Annotated in this window: 21 protein-coding genes; 16 read left to right on the forward strand and 5 right to left on the reverse strand. The window is 61.7% G+C overall.

Annotation, left to right across the window (positions count from 1 at the left end):
• Window positions 1-71: 71 nt before the first annotated feature.
• Window positions 72-2,786, forward strand: a complete 2,715-nt coding sequence (gene mgtA / locus QYE47_RS07005) for a magnesium-translocating P-type ATPase (protein WP_014591410.1) — start codon at window positions 72-74, stop codon at window positions 2,784-2,786.
• Between the two features lie 21 nt (window positions 2,787-2,807).
• Window positions 2,808-3,185 carry a DUF2493 domain-containing protein gene (locus QYE47_RS07010; protein ID WP_070383820.1) on the forward strand — a complete coding sequence of 126 codons (378 nt, stop codon included), beginning with the start codon at window positions 2,808-2,810 and terminating at the stop codon, window positions 3,183-3,185.
• A gap of 105 nt (window positions 3,186-3,290) precedes the next feature.
• Here QYE47_RS07010 and QYE47_RS07015 read toward each other — a convergent pair whose 3' ends face one another.
• Both QYE47_RS07015 and QYE47_RS07020 read right to left on the reverse strand, forming a co-directional pair.
• Window positions 3,291-4,517: an MFS transporter gene (locus tag QYE47_RS07015; RefSeq protein WP_014591408.1), complete on the reverse strand. Its 1,227-nt coding sequence runs from the start codon at window positions 4,515-4,517 to the stop codon at window positions 3,291-3,293.
• Window positions 4,518-4,810: 293 nt separating this feature from the next.
• Window positions 4,811-5,365, reverse strand: a complete 555-nt coding sequence (locus QYE47_RS07020) for a GNAT family N-acetyltransferase (protein ID WP_041167019.1) — start codon at window positions 5,363-5,365, stop codon at window positions 4,811-4,813.
• A 151-nt stretch (window positions 5,366-5,516) separates the two neighbouring features.
• Between QYE47_RS07020 and QYE47_RS07025 the strand changes: the two genes are divergently transcribed.
• Entirely contained in the window at window positions 5,517-6,371 is an 855-nt protein-coding gene (locus QYE47_RS07025; protein WP_070383821.1) for a helix-turn-helix transcriptional regulator, read from the forward strand.
• Between the two features lie 59 nt (window positions 6,372-6,430).
• On the opposite strand, the gene QYE47_RS07030 is transcribed toward QYE47_RS07025, so the two are convergent.
• Window positions 6,431-7,306, reverse strand: a complete 876-nt coding sequence (locus QYE47_RS07030; RefSeq protein ID WP_070383822.1) for a universal stress protein — start codon at window positions 7,304-7,306, stop codon at window positions 6,431-6,433.
• A 290-nt stretch (window positions 7,307-7,596) separates the two neighbouring features.
• A complete protein-coding gene (locus QYE47_RS07035; RefSeq protein WP_003254134.1) occupies window positions 7,597-8,538 on the reverse strand; it encodes a LysR family transcriptional regulator in 942 nt (313 codons plus the stop codon).
• Between the two features lie 142 nt (window positions 8,539-8,680).
• Between QYE47_RS07035 and QYE47_RS07040 the strand changes: the two genes are divergently transcribed.
• The 3 genes from QYE47_RS07040 to QYE47_RS07050 all read left to right on the forward strand — a co-directional run bounded on the left by QYE47_RS07040 (window position 8,681) and on the right by QYE47_RS07050 (window position 12,135).
• Window positions 8,681-9,823, forward strand: a complete 1,143-nt coding sequence (locus QYE47_RS07040) for an iron-containing alcohol dehydrogenase (protein ID WP_070383823.1) — start codon at window positions 8,681-8,683, stop codon at window positions 9,821-9,823.
• A 44-nt stretch (window positions 9,824-9,867) separates the two neighbouring features.
• On the forward strand, window positions 9,868-11,211 hold the full coding sequence (locus QYE47_RS07045; protein ID WP_070383824.1) for an MFS transporter: 1,344 nt from the start codon (window positions 9,868-9,870) through the stop codon (window positions 11,209-11,211).
• A gap of 138 nt (window positions 11,212-11,349) precedes the next feature.
• Complete coding sequence (locus tag QYE47_RS07050; protein WP_014591402.1) at window positions 11,350-12,135, forward strand: fumarylacetoacetate hydrolase family protein; 786 nt, start codon at window positions 11,350-11,352, stop codon at window positions 12,133-12,135.
• Here the strand turns inward: QYE47_RS07050 and QYE47_RS07055 are convergent.
• On the reverse strand, window positions 12,125-12,943 hold the full coding sequence (locus tag QYE47_RS07055; RefSeq protein ID WP_010953573.1) for a helix-turn-helix domain-containing protein: 819 nt from the start codon (window positions 12,941-12,943) through the stop codon (window positions 12,125-12,127). The genes QYE47_RS07050 and QYE47_RS07055 overlap by 11 nt on opposite strands.
• A gap of 106 nt (window positions 12,944-13,049) precedes the next feature.
• Here QYE47_RS07055 and QYE47_RS07060 point away from each other — a divergent pair, with 106 nt between their 5' ends.
• From QYE47_RS07060 to QYE47_RS07105, 10 genes are all read left to right on the forward strand, one after another.
• A complete protein-coding gene (locus tag QYE47_RS07060; RefSeq protein ID WP_014591401.1) occupies window positions 13,050-13,364 on the forward strand; it encodes a hypothetical protein in 315 nt (104 codons plus the stop codon).
• A complete protein-coding gene (locus tag QYE47_RS07065; RefSeq protein WP_014591400.1) occupies window positions 13,361-13,786 on the forward strand; it encodes an MAPEG family protein in 426 nt (141 codons plus the stop codon). The genes QYE47_RS07060 and QYE47_RS07065 overlap by 4 nt, the downstream gene beginning before the upstream one ends.
• Before the next feature lie 71 nt (window positions 13,787-13,857).
• Window positions 13,858-14,091 carry a hypothetical protein gene (locus tag QYE47_RS07070; RefSeq protein ID WP_014591399.1) on the forward strand — a complete coding sequence of 78 codons (234 nt, stop codon included), beginning with the start codon at window positions 13,858-13,860 and terminating at the stop codon, window positions 14,089-14,091.
• 217 nt (window positions 14,092-14,308) lie between these two features.
• On the forward strand, window positions 14,309-15,340 hold the full coding sequence (pstS, locus tag QYE47_RS07075; RefSeq protein ID WP_003254123.1) for a phosphate ABC transporter substrate-binding protein PstS: 1,032 nt from the start codon (window positions 14,309-14,311) through the stop codon (window positions 15,338-15,340).
• A 70-nt stretch (window positions 15,341-15,410) separates the two neighbouring features.
• Window positions 15,411-16,379 (forward strand): phosphate ABC transporter permease subunit PstC, encoded by a 969-nt coding sequence (pstC, locus tag QYE47_RS07080; RefSeq protein WP_004574212.1) that lies wholly within the window; start codon window positions 15,411-15,413, stop codon window positions 16,377-16,379.
• Window positions 16,376-17,269, forward strand: a complete 894-nt coding sequence (gene pstA, locus QYE47_RS07085) for a phosphate ABC transporter permease PstA (RefSeq protein WP_014591397.1) — start codon at window positions 16,376-16,378, stop codon at window positions 17,267-17,269. The genes pstC and pstA overlap by 4 nt, the downstream gene beginning before the upstream one ends.
• A gap of 74 nt (window positions 17,270-17,343) precedes the next feature.
• The gene (gene pstB, locus QYE47_RS07090; protein WP_017148287.1) at window positions 17,344-18,105 is read left to right on the forward strand and encodes a phosphate ABC transporter ATP-binding protein PstB; all 762 of its coding nucleotides are present in this window, start codon (window positions 17,344-17,346) and stop codon (window positions 18,103-18,105) included.
• Window positions 18,106-18,199: 94 nt separating this feature from the next.
• Entirely contained in the window at window positions 18,200-18,898 is a 699-nt protein-coding gene (locus tag QYE47_RS07095) for a hypothetical protein (RefSeq protein WP_004574211.1), read from the forward strand.
• Window positions 18,898-19,497, forward strand: a complete 600-nt coding sequence (locus QYE47_RS07100) for a hypothetical protein (RefSeq protein ID WP_070383825.1) — start codon at window positions 18,898-18,900, stop codon at window positions 19,495-19,497. The genes QYE47_RS07095 and QYE47_RS07100 overlap by 1 nt, the downstream gene beginning before the upstream one ends.
• 343 nt (window positions 19,498-19,840) lie before the next feature.
• Window positions 19,841-21,028 (forward strand): porin, encoded by a 1,188-nt coding sequence (locus QYE47_RS07105; protein ID WP_010953581.1) that lies wholly within the window; start codon window positions 19,841-19,843, stop codon window positions 21,026-21,028.
• Window positions 21,029-21,113: the final 85 nt, after the last annotated feature.

Raw genomic sequence — 21,113 nt, forward strand, 5'->3', positions numbered from 1 at the left:
ACATGCCTTCGTTCACCGCCTGAGTGAAACGTCTGTGTGTCGTGCCGCCGCAGCGGCAGGAGCACAGCAACATGACTGTCAAACACCGTAACACCTCATCGGCCAAGGCCGAACGCGAAACCCGCCTGTCCACCCGCGCCGCCCGTGAAGCGCGCAATGGCCTGGCGGTCACCCTCGCCAACCTCGATGCCAGCGAACAGGGCCTGACCGAGCACGAAGCCGCCAAGCGCCTGGCGCGCGATGGGGCCAACCAGGTTGCCCACGACCCGCAACCCCACGCCCTGGTGCAGCTGCTCAAGGCCCTGAACAACCCGTTCATCTATGTACTGCTGACCCTGGCCGGGATCAGCTTCGTCACCGACTACTGGCTGCCGGTCAGTGCAGGAGAAGCAGACGACGCCGACCTGACCAAGGTCATCATCATCATGACCATGGTAAGCCTCAGCAGCCTGCTGCGCTTCTGGCAGGAGTACCGCTCGAACAAGGCTGCCGACGCGCTCAAGGCAATGGTGCGCACTACTGCCACCGTGTTGCGCCGCGAGCAGATCGGGCAAGCCCCGCGCCTGCGCGAAGTGCCCATGGACGAACTGGTGGCCGGCGACATCGTGCAGCTTTCTGCAGGTGACATGATTCCCGCCGATATCCGCCTGCTCGAAGCGCGCGACCTGTTTATCAGCCAGGCCGTGCTTACCGGCGAAGCGTTGCCGGTCGAAAAGTACGACACCTTGGGTAATGTCGCGCAGAAGTCGGCCGCCGAGCATGGCGCACATCAGGACAACCTGCTCGAGTTGCCGAACATCTGCTTCATGGGTACCAATGTGGTCAGTGGCCGCGCCCGCGCCGTGGTGGTGGCGACCGGCCGACGCACCTATTTTGGCTCGCTGGCCAAGGCCATTGCCGGTTCGCGCAGCCAGACCGCTTTTGACCGCGGCGTGAACAGCGTCAGTAGCCTGCTGATCCGCTTCATGCTGGTGATGGTGCCGGTGGTGTTCATGATCAACGGTGTGGTGAAAGGCGACTGGGGTGATGCCTTCCTCTTCGCGCTTGCCGTGGCAGTGGGCCTGACCCCGGAAATGCTGCCGATGATCGTCAGCGCCAACCTGGCCAAGGGCGCCGTGGCCATGGCTCGGCGCAAGGTGGTGGTCAAACGCCTGAACGCCATCCAGAACCTGGGCTCCATGGATGTACTGTGCACCGACAAGACCGGCACGCTCACCCAGGACCGGATCATCCTCGAGCACCATGTGCGCTTCGACGGCCAAACCGACAAGCACATCCTCGAGCTGGCCTGGCTCAACAGCCATCACCAAAGCGGCATCCGCAACCTGATGGACCAGGCCGTGCTGCATTTCGCCGGCCAGGACCGCCAGTTCCAGGCGCCTTCCGCCTACGCAAAGGTCGACGAACTGCCGTTCGACTTCATCCGCCGCCGCCTGTCAGTGGTGGTGAAGAATGCCTTGGGCGACCACCTGCTGGTAAGCAAAGGGGCGGTCGAGGAAATGCTCGCCATCGCCACCCATGTGCAGGAAGGCGACAAGGTCCTTGCCCTCGATCCGTGCCGCCGCCAGCAGTTGATGGCCAGTGTCGATGCCTTCAACCAGGACGGCTTCCGCGTGCTGGTGGTTGCCACCCGGGAGATCCCGGCGGCCGAAGGCAAGGCGCAGTATCACACCGAAGATGAGCGCGATCTGGTCATCCAGGGCTTGCTGACCTTCCTCGACCCGCCCAAGGAAACCGCCGGCCCGGCCATCGCCGCCTTGCGCGACATGGGCGTGCAGGTAAAGGTACTGACCGGCGACAACCCGGTGGTCACGTCCAAGGTCTGCCGTGAAGTGGGCCTGGCGCCAGGCCAGCCCTTGCTCGGCCAGGACATCGAGGGCATGGACGACACCACCCTGAAGCTTCAGGTGGAGGAGCGCACCGTCTTCGCCAAGCTCACCCCGCTGCAGAAATCACGGGTGCTCAAGGCCCTGCAGGCCAATGGTCACACCGTGGGCTTCCTTGGCGACGGCATCAACGACGCCGCCGCCCTGCGCGATGCTGACGTTGGTATCTCGGTGGACAGCGGCACCGACATCGCCAAGGAATCGGCCGATATCATTTTGCTGGAAAAGAGCCTGATGGTGCTCGAGGAGGGCGTGCTCAAAGGCCGCGAAACCTTCGGCAACATCATGAAATACCTGTGCATGACTGCCAGTTCCAATTTCGGCAACGTGTTCTCGGTCCTGGTGGCCAGTGCGTTCATTCCGTTCCTGCCGATGCTGGCGATCCACTTGTTGCTGCAAAACCTGATGTATGACTTTTCCCAGCTGTCGCTGCCCTGGGACCGCATGGACAAGGCGTTCCTCAGCAAGCCACGCAAATGGGATGCCCGCAACATCGGCCGCTTCATGTTGTGGATAGGTCCTACGTCGTCGATCTTCGACATCACCACGTTCGCCCTGATGTGGTACGTGTTCGCCGCCAACAGCGTCGAAATGCAGGCGCTGTTCCAGTCTGGCTGGTTCATCGAGGGCTTGCTGTCACAGACGCTGGTAGTGCACATGCTGCGCACTCGCAAGGTACCGTTCTTCCAGAGCACCGCCGCATTGCCGGTGGTATTGGCAACGGGGCTGGTCATGGCATTGGGTATCTACATCCCGTTCTCCCCGGTGGGCGCGATGGTTGGCCTGGTGCCGCTGCCGTGGGAGTACTTCCCTTGGCTGGCCGCCACCCTGCTGGGCTACTGCGTGGTCGCCCAGGCCATGAAGACCCTCTATATCCGCCGTTTCGGCCAGTGGTTCTGAGCGATGCAAGGAGAGCAGACCATGCGAGTACTGATTTGTGCAGGACGCAACTACGCCGACACCCTGCGTTGCCGCCAGGCCTTGGACGACGTCCAGCGCCAGCGGCCGATCCGGGTGTTGATCCACGGTGGCAGCCAGTTCCTTGGAGGGGAAATCGAAAGCTGGGCGCGCGAGCATGGCGCCGATCTGGTGCGTTACCCGCCAAACTGGCAGCTGCACGGCAAGCAGGCCGAACGCTTGCGCAACCTGTTCATGCTCAATGACAGCCGCCCTGACCTGTTGCTTGCCTTGCCCGGTGGCGATGACACCGAGGAGCTGCTGGCCAGGGCCCGTGGCGCCGAGGTTCAGGTGATGTGCGCCAGGCAACCGCGCCATCCCGAGCGGGGCGATTGCAGCTAATGCAAGCGCCTGGAGCCTACGGTACCTGTGGGAGCGGGCTTGCCCGCGAAGCAGGCGCCTCGGTTTCACGGCCCCACGCTTTGAGCAGCCGCCCTGGGCGGCTGCTTAGCCTGGCTGCGCCGCCAGATCGTTACTGACGTTGCGCCCCAGCACCAGCACGGTGACAAAGCCGCAGCCCACCAGCGCCGTGGCCAGGCTCAGCAGCACCGCAGTGCCCATATGGTCCACGACTTGCCCGCCGAAGAACGAGCCCACGGCAATGATCACCTGGAACATGGCCACGAACAGCGGCATGCCACGTTCGACATCCTTGGGCGCCACGACAAACATCCAGATATTGGCACATGCCGGGAACGCACCGAAGGCAAAGCCCCACAGTGCGATCAGCATGGCGGCACCCGTCATGCCGGTGGCGAAGTGCGGGAACAGGGCGGTGCTGATAGCGATCATGAGCGCGACCAGCATCAGGGTATGCCGCACGCTGCGGTTGGCAGCAAAGCCGGCGAAGATGTTGCCCATGAAGCCGGCCACGCCATACAGCAGCAACAATGAACCGATCGTAGGCCCGTCAAAGCCGGCATTCTGTTTGAAGAACGGTGCGACATAGGTGTACGCAGCAAAGTGCGCCAGGCCGATCAGCAACACGGCGATCAAACCGACCCGTGCTTGCGGGTTGATGAACAACGCCGGCAGGTCGCGGATGCGAATGGCCTTTTCCGGCATCAGCCGCGGCAGCAGGAAGACCTGTGCCAGCAGCACCGGTACGCCTACCAGTGCAGTGACCAGGAACGTCATGCGCCAGCCCATCAGGCCACTCAGCCAGGTGCCGACAGGCACGCCCACTACCGTCGCCAGGGTTACGCCCGCCATGATGATGGAGTTGGCTTTGGCTACGCCCATCCCGTCAGGTGCCAGGCGGCCGCTGAGGGCGATGGCTGTCGCCCAGAAGCCGCCGATACTGATACCCAGTAGCACACGGCCGACCAACAGCAGGTTGAAGTCGCCGGCGTAGGCCACGATGGCGTTGGCGATGATCATGATCAGCGTCAGGCCGATCAGCAGGTAGCGCCGGTCCAGCGCGCCGACGCCTACGGAAATCAACGGGGCGGCTAACGCAGCCATGATCCCTGGCAGGGTCACCATCAGGCCGGCAAGGCCTGCACTGATGCCAAGGTCGCTGGCTACATCGTTCAGCACCCCCACCGGGAGGAACTCACTGGTGACCAGGGCGAAAGCACCCACGGCTACCGAGAGGATTGCCAGCCATTGCTGGGTCACGCTTTGTTGGCTGTGTTCGGGAAGGCCGCGAGGGGCCTGGCTGTTGCTTGGCATGGGTTAGGTTCCATGAGGGATCTCGCCTGTAGCAGGCGCAGGAGCGGGGGGATTTGCAGGGGATTGTAGAGGCGGCCGTGCCAGGCCGACAGGCAGGCCGCTCGATAGTAATCATCAGTGCAATCGATGAAACGCCCTGTGGAGAGCGCGCTGGCAGCGACTACGCCCTACCGGTGCCGCACCGGTGCAGGCCATGGCAATTTGCAGCCTGCAGCGTCAGCTTCTCTTTCCTGCGTCGTATACCGGGTGTGCCCAGCGAGTGATCGAACGCACCGTACGGGCGTCGCCGTCGGCTAGTTATGCGGTTGCTCACCCTCCACCCACTGCTGGTAGGTGATGCGGCTGATGTGCTCAGTACGATAGTCGTCGAGGAAGCGGTTGTGCTTGTTTTCTTCGGTGTGATGATGACGGAAGCCACACTTCGCCTGGGCAGCCTGTGACTGGCTGTTGTCAGTGTAGTAGCCACACCACAGTGCCTGCAGTTTCAGGGTTTCGAAGGCGTGGCGCATGACTTCCCGCACAGCCTCCGGAACCAGGCCTTTGCCCCAGTAGGGAACCCCGATCCAGTAGGAAATTTCACCTTCCTGTTCACTGATCTCGAAGTTGCTGTTACTGCCAGTCAGCAGGCCGACACAGCCTACGACACGTTGATTCTGCTTGAGCTCAAGGGCGTACACTTCGGGGTGGTTGAACACTTCGCGAATGACCTCGCGGCTGTGCTCCACACTGGTGTGCACAGGCCAGCCCGCAGCGGGGCCGACGCGCTCGTCCTTGGCATATTCGTACAAATCAGCAGCGTCGCTCTCCAGCCAAGGGCGAAGCAGCAAACGTTCGGTTTCCAATTTCATGTCCTGTACTCGTGTCTGGTCCGTTGGGCCAGCGTATGGCCGACTGGCCACGCGGTAAACGTCACTACCTTGGCATTATCGGTACTTTTCGAAACTGCACGGGTGCTTGATGTTAGGCTGTTGGCTCTATCTGGCGGTGGTACCGAGTGCGATGCATCACATTCCGAAACTTTACGCGGCTGGTGATCCGATCCAGACAGGTGAAAGCACGCTTGCCGACGGGCAGGGGGCGCCACTGTCGTTCGGTCATGCCTATCTGACACTGCTTGTGTGCCTGTCCGGGGCTGCCCGTTTCACGCTGAACTTCAAAGAGCATGCTGTCAGGCGCGCAGATGTGCTGGTGCTGGCCGAAGACACCATAGCCTTGCTCAAATGTCGCTCACGGCGTTTCAAGGTGTTTTTCTGCCTGATACCGCAAGCACTTGCTGCCGAGGTCGCCTACCCACTGCCCAATTCATTGTTCGTCTTTCTGCACGACCATCCGCACTGTGTACTTGCCGAAAGCGAGAGGCCGCTGCTGGAAGGGTGGCTGAGGCAGATGCGCGATATTGTGCGGTGCTGTGCCACTTATCAGCACATCATGCTGCGCAACCAGCTACAGAACCTTTTCCTGAAGATTGCCGAGCAGCTTCCCGTGTTACCGACAGCAGGCAGGGCGTTCAGCCGCAAGGAAGCGCTGAGTTGGCGATTCTGGGAGCTGGTAGGCAAACACAGCACTCGGCAGCGCGAGGTTAAGTTCTATGCCGACGCGCTTAACATCACCCCGTTCTATCTGTCGCAACTGACAAAGGTGTATTTCAATGCCAGCCCGAAAGGTTTGATCGATCGGCAGGTGACCTTGGAAATCAAGGCACTGCTTTCCTACAGTAATCACGCTGTCGGGCAAATTGCCGATGCGCTCAATTTTGCCGACGCGTCTTACCTGTGCCGCTATTTCAAGCGTCAGACCGGTTTGTCGCTTTCCAGCTACCGCAGGCAAGCGCAGAACGTGCAAGGGCAGGGCTGACGCTTGCACAGCGGCGCCTGCCGAGGGCGCTTATCAGCGTGCTCGGCAGGCACGGTATGCTATGGCGAGACCAGCACATCACACTGCGATTCGCTCAGTACATGCTTGGTGACGCTGCCCACCAGCAGTTCCTCCAGCGCGCTTGCCCCCTGCTTGCCGACCACGATCAGGTCGCACTCCAGCTCCTGTTCCTGCTCTGCAATGCGCCAGCCAGGGTCACCGTGCACAAGGATCTGCCGTGCATCGGCCAGGCCGGCAGCCTCACTCAGCGCCGCGAGCTGTACTTGTGCATCCTTGCGGATGACATTGCGGTAGTGGGTGAGGGTGTCGTGGTCGAGATGGGCGAAGCGTACGCTGGCTTCGAACGGGGCTTCGTACACATGCAGCAGAATGATCTCTGCTTGCGGTGCAATGGCCTTGGCCAATTCGATGGTGCGCAGTGAAACGGACGAAAAATCGACTGGCACCAGCACGGTGCGGTAGGCATCACGAGGGGCCGGCTTGACCACTAGCAAAGGGCAGGGCATGCGGTTGAGCAGTATCTGCACGGTCGAGCCCAGCAGCAGGCGCCGTGCCACGCTCTGGCCCCTGGCCCCACACACCAGCAGGTCGCTGTGCTTGTCCTGCACCACCCGGTTGATCTCCGTGATCACCGAGCCGCTGGCGACCTGCACGCCAGCGGAGATACCGTAACGCTGGAACAGCAGCGCTGCCAGTGCGTGGGTTTTCTCGCCTGCGCTATCCAGTACGCGTTTCAACAGATCGTCATCAGGCGTCACCAACTGTTTGAGGCGCTCGAAGGGTGCCGGGTTGGCAACGTAGAGCAGGTCCAGCGAGGCCTGTTGCGCATCGCTCAGGTAGGCAGCGCGCTCAGCGGCGTTGCGGGCATGTGGGGAAAGGTCGGTGGCAACCAGTATGTGTTTCATCGGGTTCATGTGGGGCTCCTTGGCCAAGGCCGCGCACAGCGATCAAGCGGTAAACCTTGAGCACTGTGCGCCTGGCGGTGCTTGAGTCATTCCTTGCGTGCAGCCATCGTCGCGCGAACCCGGCGCGAGGGCTTGATCTGGGTCAATGGCGTGCAGGTGTAAGTGCACGTCATGCCGCCAACAGCACTGCCGGTGTAGCTGCAAGGCTGATTACCCAGGGCTGGCGGGCTGCCTCATTACTGTCTTGAACCTCAGCCTCTCAGCCCGGATTTCCCAGTGGCTTCTGCCATGAAACCGCATTAACTGTCGCAGCGCTGTCGGCCCTGCAACAGCAGCAGTTCGGTGAGCGTGTCCATGGCCGGTGTTGCCTGGCTGCCTTTACGGGTAACCAACTCGTAGGGGTCGCTGACCGAGCCCATGCTCAAGGGCAGTATGCTGACCTGTTGATTCATTGCACATTGCTGGGCCACGTCGATCGACACCAGCGCAACGAAGTCAGGACGGTTTTGCAACAGCGACAAGGTCGCCAGGATCGAAGTGGTTTCAACCAGGTGCAGCGGGAAGCGCAGCCCGGCATCGTGAAATTCGCGCTCCAGTTGCACGCGCATGGGCATGTTGGCCCGGTAGACGATCCAGCGGCTCTCGGCCAGGTCGGCAAGGCTCAGGCTTGGCGCATGCTTGAGCGGGTGGTCGATGTTGGCGATGACCGCCAGTGTCTCATCCTGGACAAAGGTGCTGGCGAACAGCTGCGGCGTATTGCTGACACTGGTGCGGCACAGGGCGATGTCCAGGCGGCCGCTCTCGATCTGGGTCAGCAGCGACTGGCTGGTGTCTTCGATGATTTCGAACGACATCTGCGGCTGGATGCTGGCCAGCTGTGACACCGCCTTCATCAGCAACGGCACCGCCCCCATGATCGCCCCCACAGCCAGCCGGCCGCCGACCCCACGCAGGATTGCATCCAGATCGTGCCGCAGGTTGGCGATATCGGTCTGCAACAGGCGTGCGTAGCGGATGGCGCAGTGTCCGGCGGCCGTGGGCTCCAGGCCTCGGTTGGTGCGGTTGAACAGCACAGTGCCGAAGGTGGTTTCGATTTCCTGCAAGGCCTTGCTGGCACCAGGCTGGGTAAGCCCGACGCTGCTTGCTGCACCGAGCAGCGAGCGGTGCTCGTCCAACTCGATCAACAAGCGCAGATGGCGGGCGTGCAGGCGGGACATGATCGAATTGAGCGATGGGGTCATCTGGTATTCGTCCTGGTTATACCGATATGGATTGTTCTCAATACCATGGCCAGCCGCGCATTCCTATACTGGCGCTGCACAGTGTCGCATCCAGTGCGGCTGAAACGCCCAGAATAATAAAGCCAGGAGCCTGCCAAGCCTTATGTCCCTGATCAACTACATCACCCAGATCCAATTCGATATCGGTGCCATTGCATGCCTGCCTGCCGAATGTGAGCGCATTGGTATAACCAGGCCTTTGATCGTGACCGACCGTGGCGTGCGTGCCGCCGGTATCGTCGATACGGCGTTGAACACCTTCGCCAGCGACACGGCACAACTGCCGATCTACGACGGTACGCCACCCAACCCCAACGAGCATGCCGTGCGTGAGGCTGTGGCCATGTTCAAGGCATATGGCTGTGATGGCATCATCGCCATTGGCGGTGGCTCGGCGATCGACCTGGCCAAGGGGGTGGCCGTGTGCGCCCGGCACGACGGCCCGTTGAAGGGTTTTGCGGTGATCGAGGGCGGCCTGGCCCGAATCACCTCGGCAACCGCGCCGGTGATTGCGGTGCCGACCACGGCCGGCACGGGGAGCGAGGTCGGGCGCGGTGCCATCCTGATACTCGACGACGGGCGCAAGGTGGGGGTGATCTCGCCCCATGTGGTGCCCAAGGCCGCCATCTGTGACCCGGCACTGACGCTCGGGCTGCCGGCACAACTCACGGCTGCCACCGGCATGGACGCGATTGCCCACTGCCTGGAAACCTTCATGGCACCGGCGTTCAACCCGCCTGCCGACGGCATTGCCCTGGACGGCCTGTGGCGGGCCTGGCGCTTCATCGAACGAGCCACCCGCGCGCCGGGCAACCTGGACGGGCGCATCAACATGATGAGCGCATCGCTGCAAGGGGCGCTGGCCTTCCAGAAAGGCCTGGGCTGCGTGCACAGCCTTAGCCATGCGTTAGGCGGGATCAACCCACGCCTGCACCACGGCACCCTCAATGCGATCTTCCTGCCTGCCGTCATCCGCTTCAACCGCACGGCCGAAACGGTGGTGAGTGAACACAAGATGCAACGCATCGCTCAGGCGATGGGGCTGGCCGATGACAGCCAGATCGAAGATGCCATTCGCGACATGACCCGTAGTCTGGGCCTGCCGACCGGCCTTGGCGAACTGGATGTCAGCCCGGACCTGTTCCCGCGCATCGTCCAGGGCGCGTTGGCTGATCACAGCCACCGCACCAACCCACGTGAGGCCTCTGCCGAGGATTACCAGTGGCTGCTTGAAGCGTCCATGTAAGCCGTTACCTGCTGTTCAACCAATAACAACAAAAGTGAACGCCCATGAATACCAAATATGCGCAACCCGGGCTTGCCCGCGAACCTGAAGCGGTCGCCAGCTCGAACCCGTTCAGAAAGTACCAGGTCATCACCGTCAGCCTGTTGCTGGTGATCGGCATCATCAACTACGTCGACCGCAGTGCGCTGTCGATTGCCAATACGTCCATCCAGCGCGACATGGGCATCACGCCGTCACAGATGGGCATTCTGCTGTCGGCGTTTTCCCTGGCGTATGCCTTTTCGCAACTGCCCTTGGGCATGATCATCGACCGCCTGGGCAGCAAGATTTCGCTGGGGGCGGCCCTGCTGGGCTGGTCGGTGGCACAGACGGCTTCTGGCCTGATCAACAGTTTTTCTGCATTCATCGGGCTCAGGGTGGTGCTGGGAATTGGCGAGGCGCCGATGTTCCCGTCGGCGGCCAAGGCGCTGGCGGAGTGGTTCGAGGCCGAGAAGCGGGGTACGCCGACCGGCATCGTGCTGTCATCGACCTGCATCGGGCCGTGTCTGGCGCCGCCGTTGCTGACGCTGCTGATGGTCACATGGGGTTGGCGCGGCATGTTCATCGTCACCGGAGTGTTCGGCATTCTGGTTGCCGCCTGCTGGTTCGCCTTCTACAAAAGCAAGGCGCAGTACCTGGCCGAACTGCCTGCCGAGGAGCGTGAGCTGCTGCTGGCGGCCCAGGCGCATAAACAGGCGGTGGCAAGCGCCAGGCCCAGTGTGCAGGCACAACTGGCGGCGTGGGCCGAGCTGTTCCGCCACAAGAGCACCTGGGGCGCAGTACTGGGCTTCATGGGGGTGATCTACATGCTATGGCTGCACCTGACCTGGCTGCCGGGCTACTTCGAGCGCGAGCATGGCTTGAGCCTGTACCAGACAGCCTGGGTGGTTTCGCTGGCCTATGTGTTCGGCGCGTTGGGCACCATTGTCGCGGGCCGCATCTGCGACCGCCTGGTGAAGCACGGTGCCAGTGTGCTGGGTAGCCGTAAGCGGGTTGTAGTGACTGCGTTGCTCGCGGCGGCCGCATTCACCGTTCCCCTGTCGTTCGGTAGCGGCTTCCTGCTCAGCGTGGCGCTGCTGTGTTGTGCGCTGTTCAGCGTGAACATGGCCAGCTCTACCGCATGGATGATCGCCAACACCGTGGTCGATAGCCAGCGCGTGGCCTCGTTTGGCTCGATCCAGAACTTCGGCGGCTACCTGGCAGGCTCTGTGGCGCCCATCGTGACCGGGTTCAGCATTCAGCAGACCGGGTCCTTCGCTTCGGCATTCCTGATCAGTGCCGCCGTGGCCGCGGTTGCTGCGATGGCTTATGTGTTGTTGTTGAAGCAGCCGGTTTCCACTGATCGCTGAGCATGCACCTGCAGGCGGATTTCATCAGGCAGTTCAATAACAATTTGTGATGATTGGCATCATGACAATATATTTATCATTATCAATTTCAGGCCATAGCATCTGTTGCCCGCCATCGCCTATCTCAATGAGGTCTTGATGAACCGTTCGCTCTTCGTACACCAACGCACTGCAGCCTTGCTACTGCAACACTGGCGCAGCGGTGACCTGCTGACGGAACTGCCCGCCAGCCTCAAGCCCGAGACGTTGAAACAAGGCTATGACAGCCAGGACCAGTTGTTTGCTGCTGCCGCAGGCCAGCGCGCCGGGTGGAAGCTGGGCGTCGGCAGCCCAGCTGGCATGCGTGCAGGCAAGTTGTCGCGGCCCTTGATTGGCCAACTGGAAGCGGGGCGTTGCCATGCCGATGGCGCACATATCAAGCTGCCAGCGGTTACGCCGGTGACCATCGAATGCGAAATTGCCTTCGTGCTGGACCGGGATATTCCTCCGCAAGCCGGGCGCGTACCGGTGAGTGAGGATATTCGCGCCACGTGCGTCACCTTTGAAGTGGTGCGTTCGCGCTTTGTCGACCGCAAGGCTGTCGGCTGGCCAAGTTTTGTGGCTGACAACGTGGGGTTTGAAGCATTGGTGGTCGGCAATAGCCTGGGCGCTGGTATAAATGTGCCGTTGCTCGCTGACCTGGCCGAAACCACCGAGGTGCATGTGGATGGTCAACGGCGCGCCGGTGGCTTGTCTGGCGATGCGGCCACCGACCCGCTGGTGTCGCTGGCTCACCTGTACGCGCACGCTGCCGAGCGTGGCCAGACCCTGAAGGCCGGGGATGTCGTGACCACCGGGGCCATGTGCCAGCCGTTCGACCTGCATGAAACAGGCCACGAGGTCAGCGCCAGGTTCCTTGGCCAGACCCTGACGTTTACGCTGTAACGGCCGACCATTGCTCGAACGCTGCCTGCATTCTTTGCCGGGTCTGAGGGTCGGCGGGGATCAGGTGTTCGATGCGCAGTGACTGCACGGTGACATCCTGCGGCATGCCAAAGGTGGTGAACGTGGACAGGAACCGTAGCTCACCATATGGGGTGTTCACGCGGGTCAGCAGCAGAGGGGTGGCTGTCGTCATCTGGCACGGGCTTGCCGGGGCCGGCAAGTCGCGCAAGCGCGCTGCCAGTGCCGGATTGCCTGCGGCCTCCCGGGATGCACGTTGCCAGGCTGCAGCGCGGATTTCCGGCGCGTTGGCCAGGTGATCACCCAGGCCACCGGGGCACAGCAGTGTCTGTAGCAGGTTGAGGCCGGTTGCCGGCTGTGCGCTGACACCGGCCATCGCCAACAGCAGCCCGGTACTGGCGTTGGCGGCGATGACGTCCCAGTGGCTATCGATGACGATCGCCGGAGCGGGGTTGTTCACCTGCAGAATATGCTCGATGGCAGTATTCACCAAGGCCAGTTCAGGCGCATCGAGCGGCGTGGCGGCGTAGCGGGGCGCGTATCCTGCAGCAACGAACACTTCGTTGCACCGCTCCAGCGGCGCATCCAGGGCTGAGAGCAGGGCATGCAACGTGCCTGGGCTGGCCTTGGCGCGTCCTGTTTCCACACAGCTCAGATGACGCTGCGACAGCCCCGTCAGCAGCGCCAGTTCCAGCTGGCTGAGGTTGGCCTGACGGCGCAGTTCGCGAAGATGCTGGCCCGCTGAGATGTGCGGGGCAGGGGTGCTGCGATGGAACAGATGCTGATTCATGCGTTGCCCTGATCGTCCTTGAGTGCAATGTCCATGACCTCACGGGTCATTGAGTGCAAGCAACCCTATCACTACTGTGCCGGCAAACCCTATCAAGGAGAGCTATATGGGCTTGCGTATCTGCGCGCTGGCAATACTGGTGCTGTTTTCGCTGTATACCGGCTGGACCATGCTGATTGCCGAGCAATCGCTGCTGGCATTCGGGCTGGCACTGCTGGCGCAGGCGGACACGGCCCAGGTGGTCATCGACCTGTACCTGATGGCCGGGCTGGCCGGTTGCTGGATGGTGAGAGACAACCGCATGCGCGGCAGAGCCGGGATCGCGGTGCTGCCTTACCTGCTGCTGACCGTCGTGTTCGTTTCGCTTGGGCCGTTGCTGTACCTGGTGACCAGAGGCGTTGCCGAGGGGCGCCAGCCATGAGCAGTGCCTTGCAGGTTTATGCGCTGTGTGTGGTGGTGCTGTTCCTCAAGATGTTCCTGGTTTCCTGCTATCAGGGCTATCACCGCTTGCGCTTCGTCGCGTTCACCAACCCGGAGGACGCTGCCGTGTTCAGGCGCATCGCCCAGGCCGCAGAACGCCCGCAGGTGATACGTGCTGCCAAGGTTTGGGCCAACGACCTGGAGAACATTCCCATGTTCTTTGCCCTCGGCGGGCTGGCTGTTGCGCTGGAAGCCGCCACGCTACCGGTACTGTGGCTGAGTGTGGTGTTCACGGTTGCAAGGGTCCTGCACACGCTGGCCTACCTGCGGGGTTTGCAGCCCTGGAGAACGTTGTTCTATGGCATCGGGGTCATTTGCCTGCTGGGATTCTGCTCACTCATCACCGCGAGAATAGGCGGCTGAACCAAAATATTGCATGAGTCATCTTGATGCTTTCACATAGCAGTACTAATACTTAAGCACTGCCGAAGGGGATGATCATGCAGACACGCTTCGTTGTGGTTCCCGCAGTGCCACTCAAGAAAGAGGCTTATCCTCGGCGGCTTGGCTTTCCTGCCGCACTGGGGGAGGGTTACGACCTCTACGACACCCAGGACAAGATGCGTCTGAGCCTGAACTTTTCCACCCGTGCCCAGGCTGAGTTCGAATGTGCATGCCGCAACCGCTGTGCGGATGCCGGTGATACAGGTCTCGCCGGCATCGGTTGATCGCCTGCAGGGGCCAGGTTCCTGTTCCCGGTGCCGCATTGCATGGTCTATCGACACATTCAAGCGTTAGCGTCGAGACTGGAGCCGTTCCAGGGTTCCGGCTCGGCGCCTGATGGCACAGTCAATAAGCTCTACCGCGCGGCCTGCCATTCAATAGTCACAAAGTTGTAACACAGCTGATGCAAAGTGTGCCGGCCATCACATGGAGCACATTTTGATGAAACGCCTGATGAAGTCTGCTGCACTCGCCGTTGCCGTTTCCCTTTGCGCCACCTCGGCAGCCTTTGCTGCAGAAAACGTTCGGTTGACCGGTTCGGGCGCCAGCTTCCCTGCACCGATCTACCTGACCTGGTTCAAGGACTTCAGCAAGAACACGGCTGGGGTCACCGTCGATTACCAGTCCAAGGGCAGCGGCGCGGGCGTTCAGGACTTCCTGAACAAGACCGTCGACTTCGCCGCCAGCGACTCGGCCATGAGCGAAGCAGACATTGCCAAGGTTGGCGAAGGCGTGCAGTTGCTGCCAATGACCGCCGGTGAAATCGTCCTGGCTTACAACCTGCCGGGCAACCCTAAAGGGCTGAAGCTGCCGCGCGACGTCTACTCCAATATCTTCCTCGGCAAGATCACCCAGTGGAACGACCCGCAAATCGCGGCGGCCAACCCAGACCTGAAGCTGCCTGCCACCCCGATCACCGTGGTTGTGCGTGCCGACTCCAGCGGCACCACTGCCGTCTTCACCAAGCACCTGTCGGCCATCAACGCTGACTTCAAGCAAGGGCTGGGTGAAGGCAATACCGTCAACTGGCCGGCCACCGACAAGTTCATCAAGTCGCCGAAGAACGACGGCGTAACCGCCACCGTCCGCCAGACCCCGGGCGCCATCGGCTACATCGAGTACGGCTTCGCCAAGCTGGCCAAGGTCGACTTCGCCATGTTGCAGAACAAGGCCGGCCAATACGTCGTGCCGAATGCCGAGAGCGGTGCCGAAGCACTGGCTGCGGTGAACATGCCGGAAAACCTGGTGGCCTGGCTGCCTGACCCGGACGGTGCCAAGTCCTACCCGATCACTTCCTATACCTGGATGATTTTCCGCAAGGACAACGGCAACCCGGAAAAAGCCAAGGCCATGCGTGAAATGGTCGAGTACAGCCTGACCAAAGGCCAGACCATCGCCGACTCGATGGGTTACATCCCGCTGCCGCCGTCGGTAGTAGACCAGGTGCGTAAAGCGTCCGCCAACATCCAGTAATACCCAGGCGCTCCCGGTATCGGCATGAAGCCATGCCGGGGGTGTTTGTCCCTTGTCCCGGAACTCGCCAATGAACACACCTTTTGCCATACCGGATAACCCCGACTCCGCGTGCCAGCCACCGTCTGCGAAAGACTTTCTGGTCGATCGCACCTTCCGTGCGCTTGCGCGCATTGGCGTGGTGCTGGTACTGGCGCTGGTCTTCGCGCTGGTCTACGAAGTGGGCCGCAAGGCACTGCCCGGCATTGAAAAGCACGGTTTTGACGTGTTGTTCGGCAGCGTCTGGGACGTTAACCAAGGCAAGTACGGTATTCTGCCAGCGATCTGGGGTACGCTGTACAGCGCCTTGATCGCCCTGTTGATCGCCGGTTTCTTCGGCGTCAGCATGGCCATTTTCCTGACCCAGGATTTCCTTCCGGCCAAGCTTGCCGCGGTGTTTCGCACCATCGTCGAGTTGCTCGCCGCCATCCCCAGCGTGGTGTACGGCCTGTGGGGCATCTATGTGGTCATCCCGGCGATTCGCCCGTTGACCGCCTGGCTGAACAGCGAGCTGGGCTGGATCCCGTTTTTCGGCACCTCCCTGAGTGGCCCAGGCCTGCTGCCTGCGGCGCTGGTGCTGGCGATCATGATCCTGCCGACCATCGCTGCGGTTTCCCAGGATGCGCTGACCAGCGTACCGATGAAAACCAAGCAGGCTGCCTACGGCATGGGTACCACCCACTGGGAAGCCATCCTCAAGGTGATGGTGCCCTCGGCGGCTACCGGCATCTTCGGTTCGCTGGTGCTGGGCCTGGGCCGTGCACTCGGTGAAACCATGGCGCTGGCCATGCTGGTCGGCAACGCCAACACCATTTCCCTGTCCTTGTTCGCACCGGCCAACACCCTGGCGGCGCTGCTGGCGCTGAACTTCCCGGAAGCCGGCCCGAACGAGGTCGAAGTGCTGATGTACGCGGCACTGGTACTGATGTTCATCACCCTGCTGGTGAACGTTCTCGGCTCGATGATCATGCTCTACGCCCAGCGTGGTAACAAACAATGACTGACCTGACGACCCCTGTAGCCGCGTTGCCCAGCCTGCAGCGCAAGCTGGAAGGCCGTGCCCTGCGCAGCCTGATCCTGACCACGCTGGCCTGGTTTGCGGCACTGGTGGCCAGCGTGCCGCTGATTTCCGTGCTGTACATGCTGATCACCCGCGGTGGCGCACGGCTCAACCTGGAAGTGTTCACCGAACTGCCACCTACCGGTTTCGAAATGGGCGGCGGCTTCGGCAACGCCATGGCCGGTACCTTCGTGATGGTCGGCATTGCCGCCGCCATCGCCGTTCCGGTCGGTATTTTGGCAGCGGTGTTCCTGGCCGAGCTCGGCCCCGACAGCAAGCTGGCCAACGCTGCGCGCTTTGCCGCCAAGATGCTCACTGGCCTGCCATCGATCCTGGCCGGGGTGTTCGCCTACGCCCTGGTGGTGATGACCACCGGTACCTACTCGGCACCGGCAGGCGGCGTGGCCCTGGCGGTGCTGATGCTGCCGATCGTGGTGCTGACCGCCGAAGAGTCGATGAAGATGGTGCCCAAGATCATGAAGGACGCTGCCTACGGCATGGGTTGCACCCGCGCCCAGGTCATCTGGAAGATCGTGCTGCCTACCGGCCTGCCGGCCATCCTCACCGGCGTCATGCTGGCCGTGGCCCGCGCCGCTGGCGAAACCGCGCCACTGCTGTTCACCGCGTTGTTCAGCAACTACTGGATCTACCATGACGGCAGCCTGGAGGTCATGAACCCTACGGCCTCGCTCGCCGTCCTTATCTACAACTTCTCCGGCATGCCGTTCGACAACCAGCTTGAGCTCGCCTGGGCGGCCTCGCTGGTGCTGGTAATGATCGTGCTGGTAATCAACATTCTGAGCCGAGTCTTCGGCAAGCCCAAGTATTGAGAAAGGGAGCATCCAACTTGAACGTATCCACTGCGCAAAGAGCCGCTCCCCTGGTCAGCGAAGCCCCCATCGTCATGGACTGCAAGCTCGACAAGATTTTCTACGGTAACTTCATGGCCGTGCGTGACAGCCATGTGCCGATCAGGAAAAACGAGATCACCGGTTTCATCGGCCCGTCGGGCTGCGGCAAGAGTACCGTGCTGCGTAGCTTGAACCGTATGAATGACTTGGTGAAGGGCTTCCGCTTCGAAGGCCATGTGCACTTTCTTGGGCAGGATGTCTACGGCAAGGGCGTCGACCCTGTTGTAGTGCGCCGCTATATCGGCATGGTGTTCCAGCAGCCCAACCCGTTCTCGATGAGCATCTTCGACAATGTGGCCTTCGGCCTGCGCCTGAACCGCTACAAAGGCGACTTGGGCGATCGCGTGAAGCACGCCTTGCAAGGCGCCGCGCTGTGGGACGAAGTGAAGGACAAGCTCAAGGTCAGCGGGCTGTCGCTGTCCGGTGGCCAGCAGCAGCGCCTGTGCATCGCCCGTGCGATCGCCACCGAGCCGGAAGTGCTTTTGCTGGACGAGCCCTGCTCGGCACTCGACCCGATTGCCACCCGCCGCGTGGAAGAGCTGATGGTCGAGCTGAAAAAGGACTACACCATCGCCCTGGTGACCCATAACATGCAGCAGGCGATTCGTGTGGCCGACACCACCGCGTTCTTCTCGGTGGATATTTCCCAGGGCACGCGCACCGGCTACCTGGTCGAGATGGGCCCAACCGCGCAGATTTTCCAGAACCCGCGCGAGCAGCTGACCAGCGACTACATCAGCGGCAAGTTCAGCTGAGCCCTGCAAGCCCAAGGTGGGCGGGTGTTGCAGCCAGGAAGGTTGCAACACCCGGCCGCGTTACCTTCCGTTAAAGTGTTACCCGGGATTACCAATGCGAGCGACGCGTCGTCTTGATCTGTCAGCGGTAGAGCGCGCACTGCGCGAGGTGCAGGGCCGTTTTGCCGAACTCAGCCAGCATTTCACCGAGCCGCGGGACCCGTTTACCGACGAGGTGCTGCTGAATGTGGTTGAAGGCTATGCGCTGATTGACGACTATGTCGCTCGCGGTATCGACCTGTTCGACCTGCAACAGCTGAACCTGATGCTGGAAATCAATGCCACCGTGCTATGCGGTAGCGATCCGGCCCGTCGCCTGGAATTCGCCCCGCACCTTGCGGCAACCGAAGCGCACTTTTTCAACAACGTGGAAGGTGGCATCAAGGATTTGTACAACTGGTACTGCGCGTACCGCAGCGATTCCATCTGGAAGCGGGCAGCAGGTGTGTATGTACGGATTCTCAGCAAGCCGCAGCTGTTCATCGAAGGCAACAATCGCACGGGTTCGCTTATTGTCAGCTATTTGCTGATGCGTGCCGGTCTGCCGCCATTCGTGCTGTCGCTGGACAACGCCGAGGGTTACTTCAACCCGTCCTCGGTCATACGCAACTCCGCCAAACACGGTGTCAAGGCTTTGTACGAACTCCCCAAGATCAAGAAAAAGTACGCCGCGTTCCTGGAAGCGAAGGCGCCTGAGCCCGGCAAGTTCTTCCTGAACGGCACGCCCGTGCCTGCCTGCGAGGGGAGCCGCTGATGCAAGGTTCATCCCTGTTCGTACGAGGGCGGCAAGCTATCGAGCGCAAGCTCAAGCGTGGCCAGGTACGCATTTCGTTCGATATCGACGACACGTTGGCCTGCCTGCCCGAACACGCCGCCGCCGAGGACAGCAAGCTGCCGGGGTTCGTCCATCGCTGGCTGGGTGAGCCCCTGCGCAGCGGCACCCGCGAACTGATCCGCGACCTGCGCCGCCAGGGCTGCAGCATCTGGATCTACACCTCCTCGGGGCGTACCCCGGCTTACATCCGCCGCTGGCTGATGCTTTACGGCATTCATGTCGATGGCGTGGTCAACAGCGATCGGCACCAGCACATCCTGGCCCAGCGAGGGCTGGAAAACTCACCCTCCAAGCTGCCTTCGGCTTTTGATATCGATCTGCACGTAGATGATTCCGAAGGTGTGCGCCTGGAAGGTGTCGATCACGGTTTCCGCGTGGTGGTGGTGTGCCCGAAGGATGAGCACTGGGCGCAGAAGGTGAAGGACGCGGTGGTGGATGTGCAGGCACGGCTGGCCTGGCAGCAACCGCACCGTTATGAAATGCCCGCTTGCCAGCGTTCGCAGGCACTGGCTTCCTGAAGCCAGGAGATTCCGCTCAGACAATGTAATTGGGGCTGCTTTGCAGCCCTTCGCGGGCTCGCCCGCTCCCACAGGGGTCGTGGATCCTGAAATTGTGGGAGCGGGCGAGCCCGCGAAGGGCCGCAAGGCGGCCCCGGTTCATTCAATCGTATTGATACCCGCCTGCCACTCCTGCCTGAGCCATAAGTCTCGGACCAGGACCCAAGCAGGTACCAGGACCAAATCACCGGGCCACACCCTCCCGCCCCAAAGCACTCGCCACCCCACGCCAAAGCAGCGTTTCTGGCAGTTTGCCCCCTTCTGATAATCGCCTCCGACATCCCGTCCCCGTTTGGAGCGCGCCATGCACAACAACAATAAGCACCTGCCGCCTCGTTTTCTCGCAGCCGCCATCGCCAGCTTTTCTGCGCTTGGCCTGAGCAGCGTCGCCGAAGCCGAGATCATGCTGTACGACAAGGATCAGACGACGTTTTCCACCGATGGCTATATCAACGCCTTCTACGTCAACAGCGAGGTCGACCGTGAGGGCGAGCAGTTTGACCGCCGCCAGTCGCGGGTGAAGATGGGCTTCTTGCCCAACTACCTCGGCTTCAACATGGGCAAGCAGGTGGATGACCTGAAGCTCGGCGCGCGTGCCTCGTTCTGGGTAACCATCAACGACAGTGAAACCAACGGCACCGACACCGCCATCGACGTGCGCCAGTTCTATGGCACGGTGGCCAACCCCGAGTGGGGCGAGGTGCTGATCGGCAAGGACTTCGGGCTGTTCGCCCGTTCCAACATCCTGCTCGACGAACTGCTGGCCGGCTATGGCCAGGTCAGCGACACCCTGGGGCTGGTGGACGGCGGCGGGGTGTCGTTCGGCAACATTGGCAGCGGTTACCCATACCCGTTCCCTACCTCACAGATCACCTACCGTACGCCAGTGATGGAGGGCCTACGGGTGGCGGTGGGCATCATGGACCCGGTGGACACCAACGACAGCAGCCCGACCGGAAAGGCCTACCAGGAAAACCCACGCACCGAGAGCGAGATCACCTACCAGTTCGACCTCGGTGGCGCGCAGATCTACAGCTGGGTCAACGGCAGTTACCAGACCTCGGACAATACTGACTCCACGGTAGAAACGATCACTTCCAAGGGGGTGGGTTACGGGGTGCAGGCAAAGATGGGCGGCTGGTCGCTGACCGGCTCGGGGTTCCAGGCCAAAGGCATCAACCCGTTCTTCACCAACAATGCCGGCGAACCGGTTTTGCGCAATGTCGACAGTGATGGCTACCTGCTGCAGGGCTCGTACAAGTTCGGCAAGAACCGCGTGGCGCTGTCCTATGGCAAGACCAAGGACGATGGCAACGGTGCGGTTGGCAGCGGCGCGGACTACGAGACCCGGGGTGTGGCGCTGTTCCATGACATCAACGACAACCTGAAACTGGTTGCCGAGTACAACCAGTTTTCCATCGACGGGCATGACACCAGTGCGCAGAACGAAGACACCGATACCTTTGCGGTGGGCGCGGTGTTGACCTGGTAAGTGGCCGGGGCCGCAACGCGGCCCCGAATGACGCGGTCTTTTACGCCCATGGAACCGCCCACCCGCTACCCAAGTAGCATTCGTC

The organism is Pseudomonas sp. 2,4-D (assembly GCF_030418155.1).
GTDB classification, from domain to species: domain Bacteria; phylum Pseudomonadota; class Gammaproteobacteria; order Pseudomonadales; family Pseudomonadaceae; genus Aquipseudomonas; species Aquipseudomonas alloputida.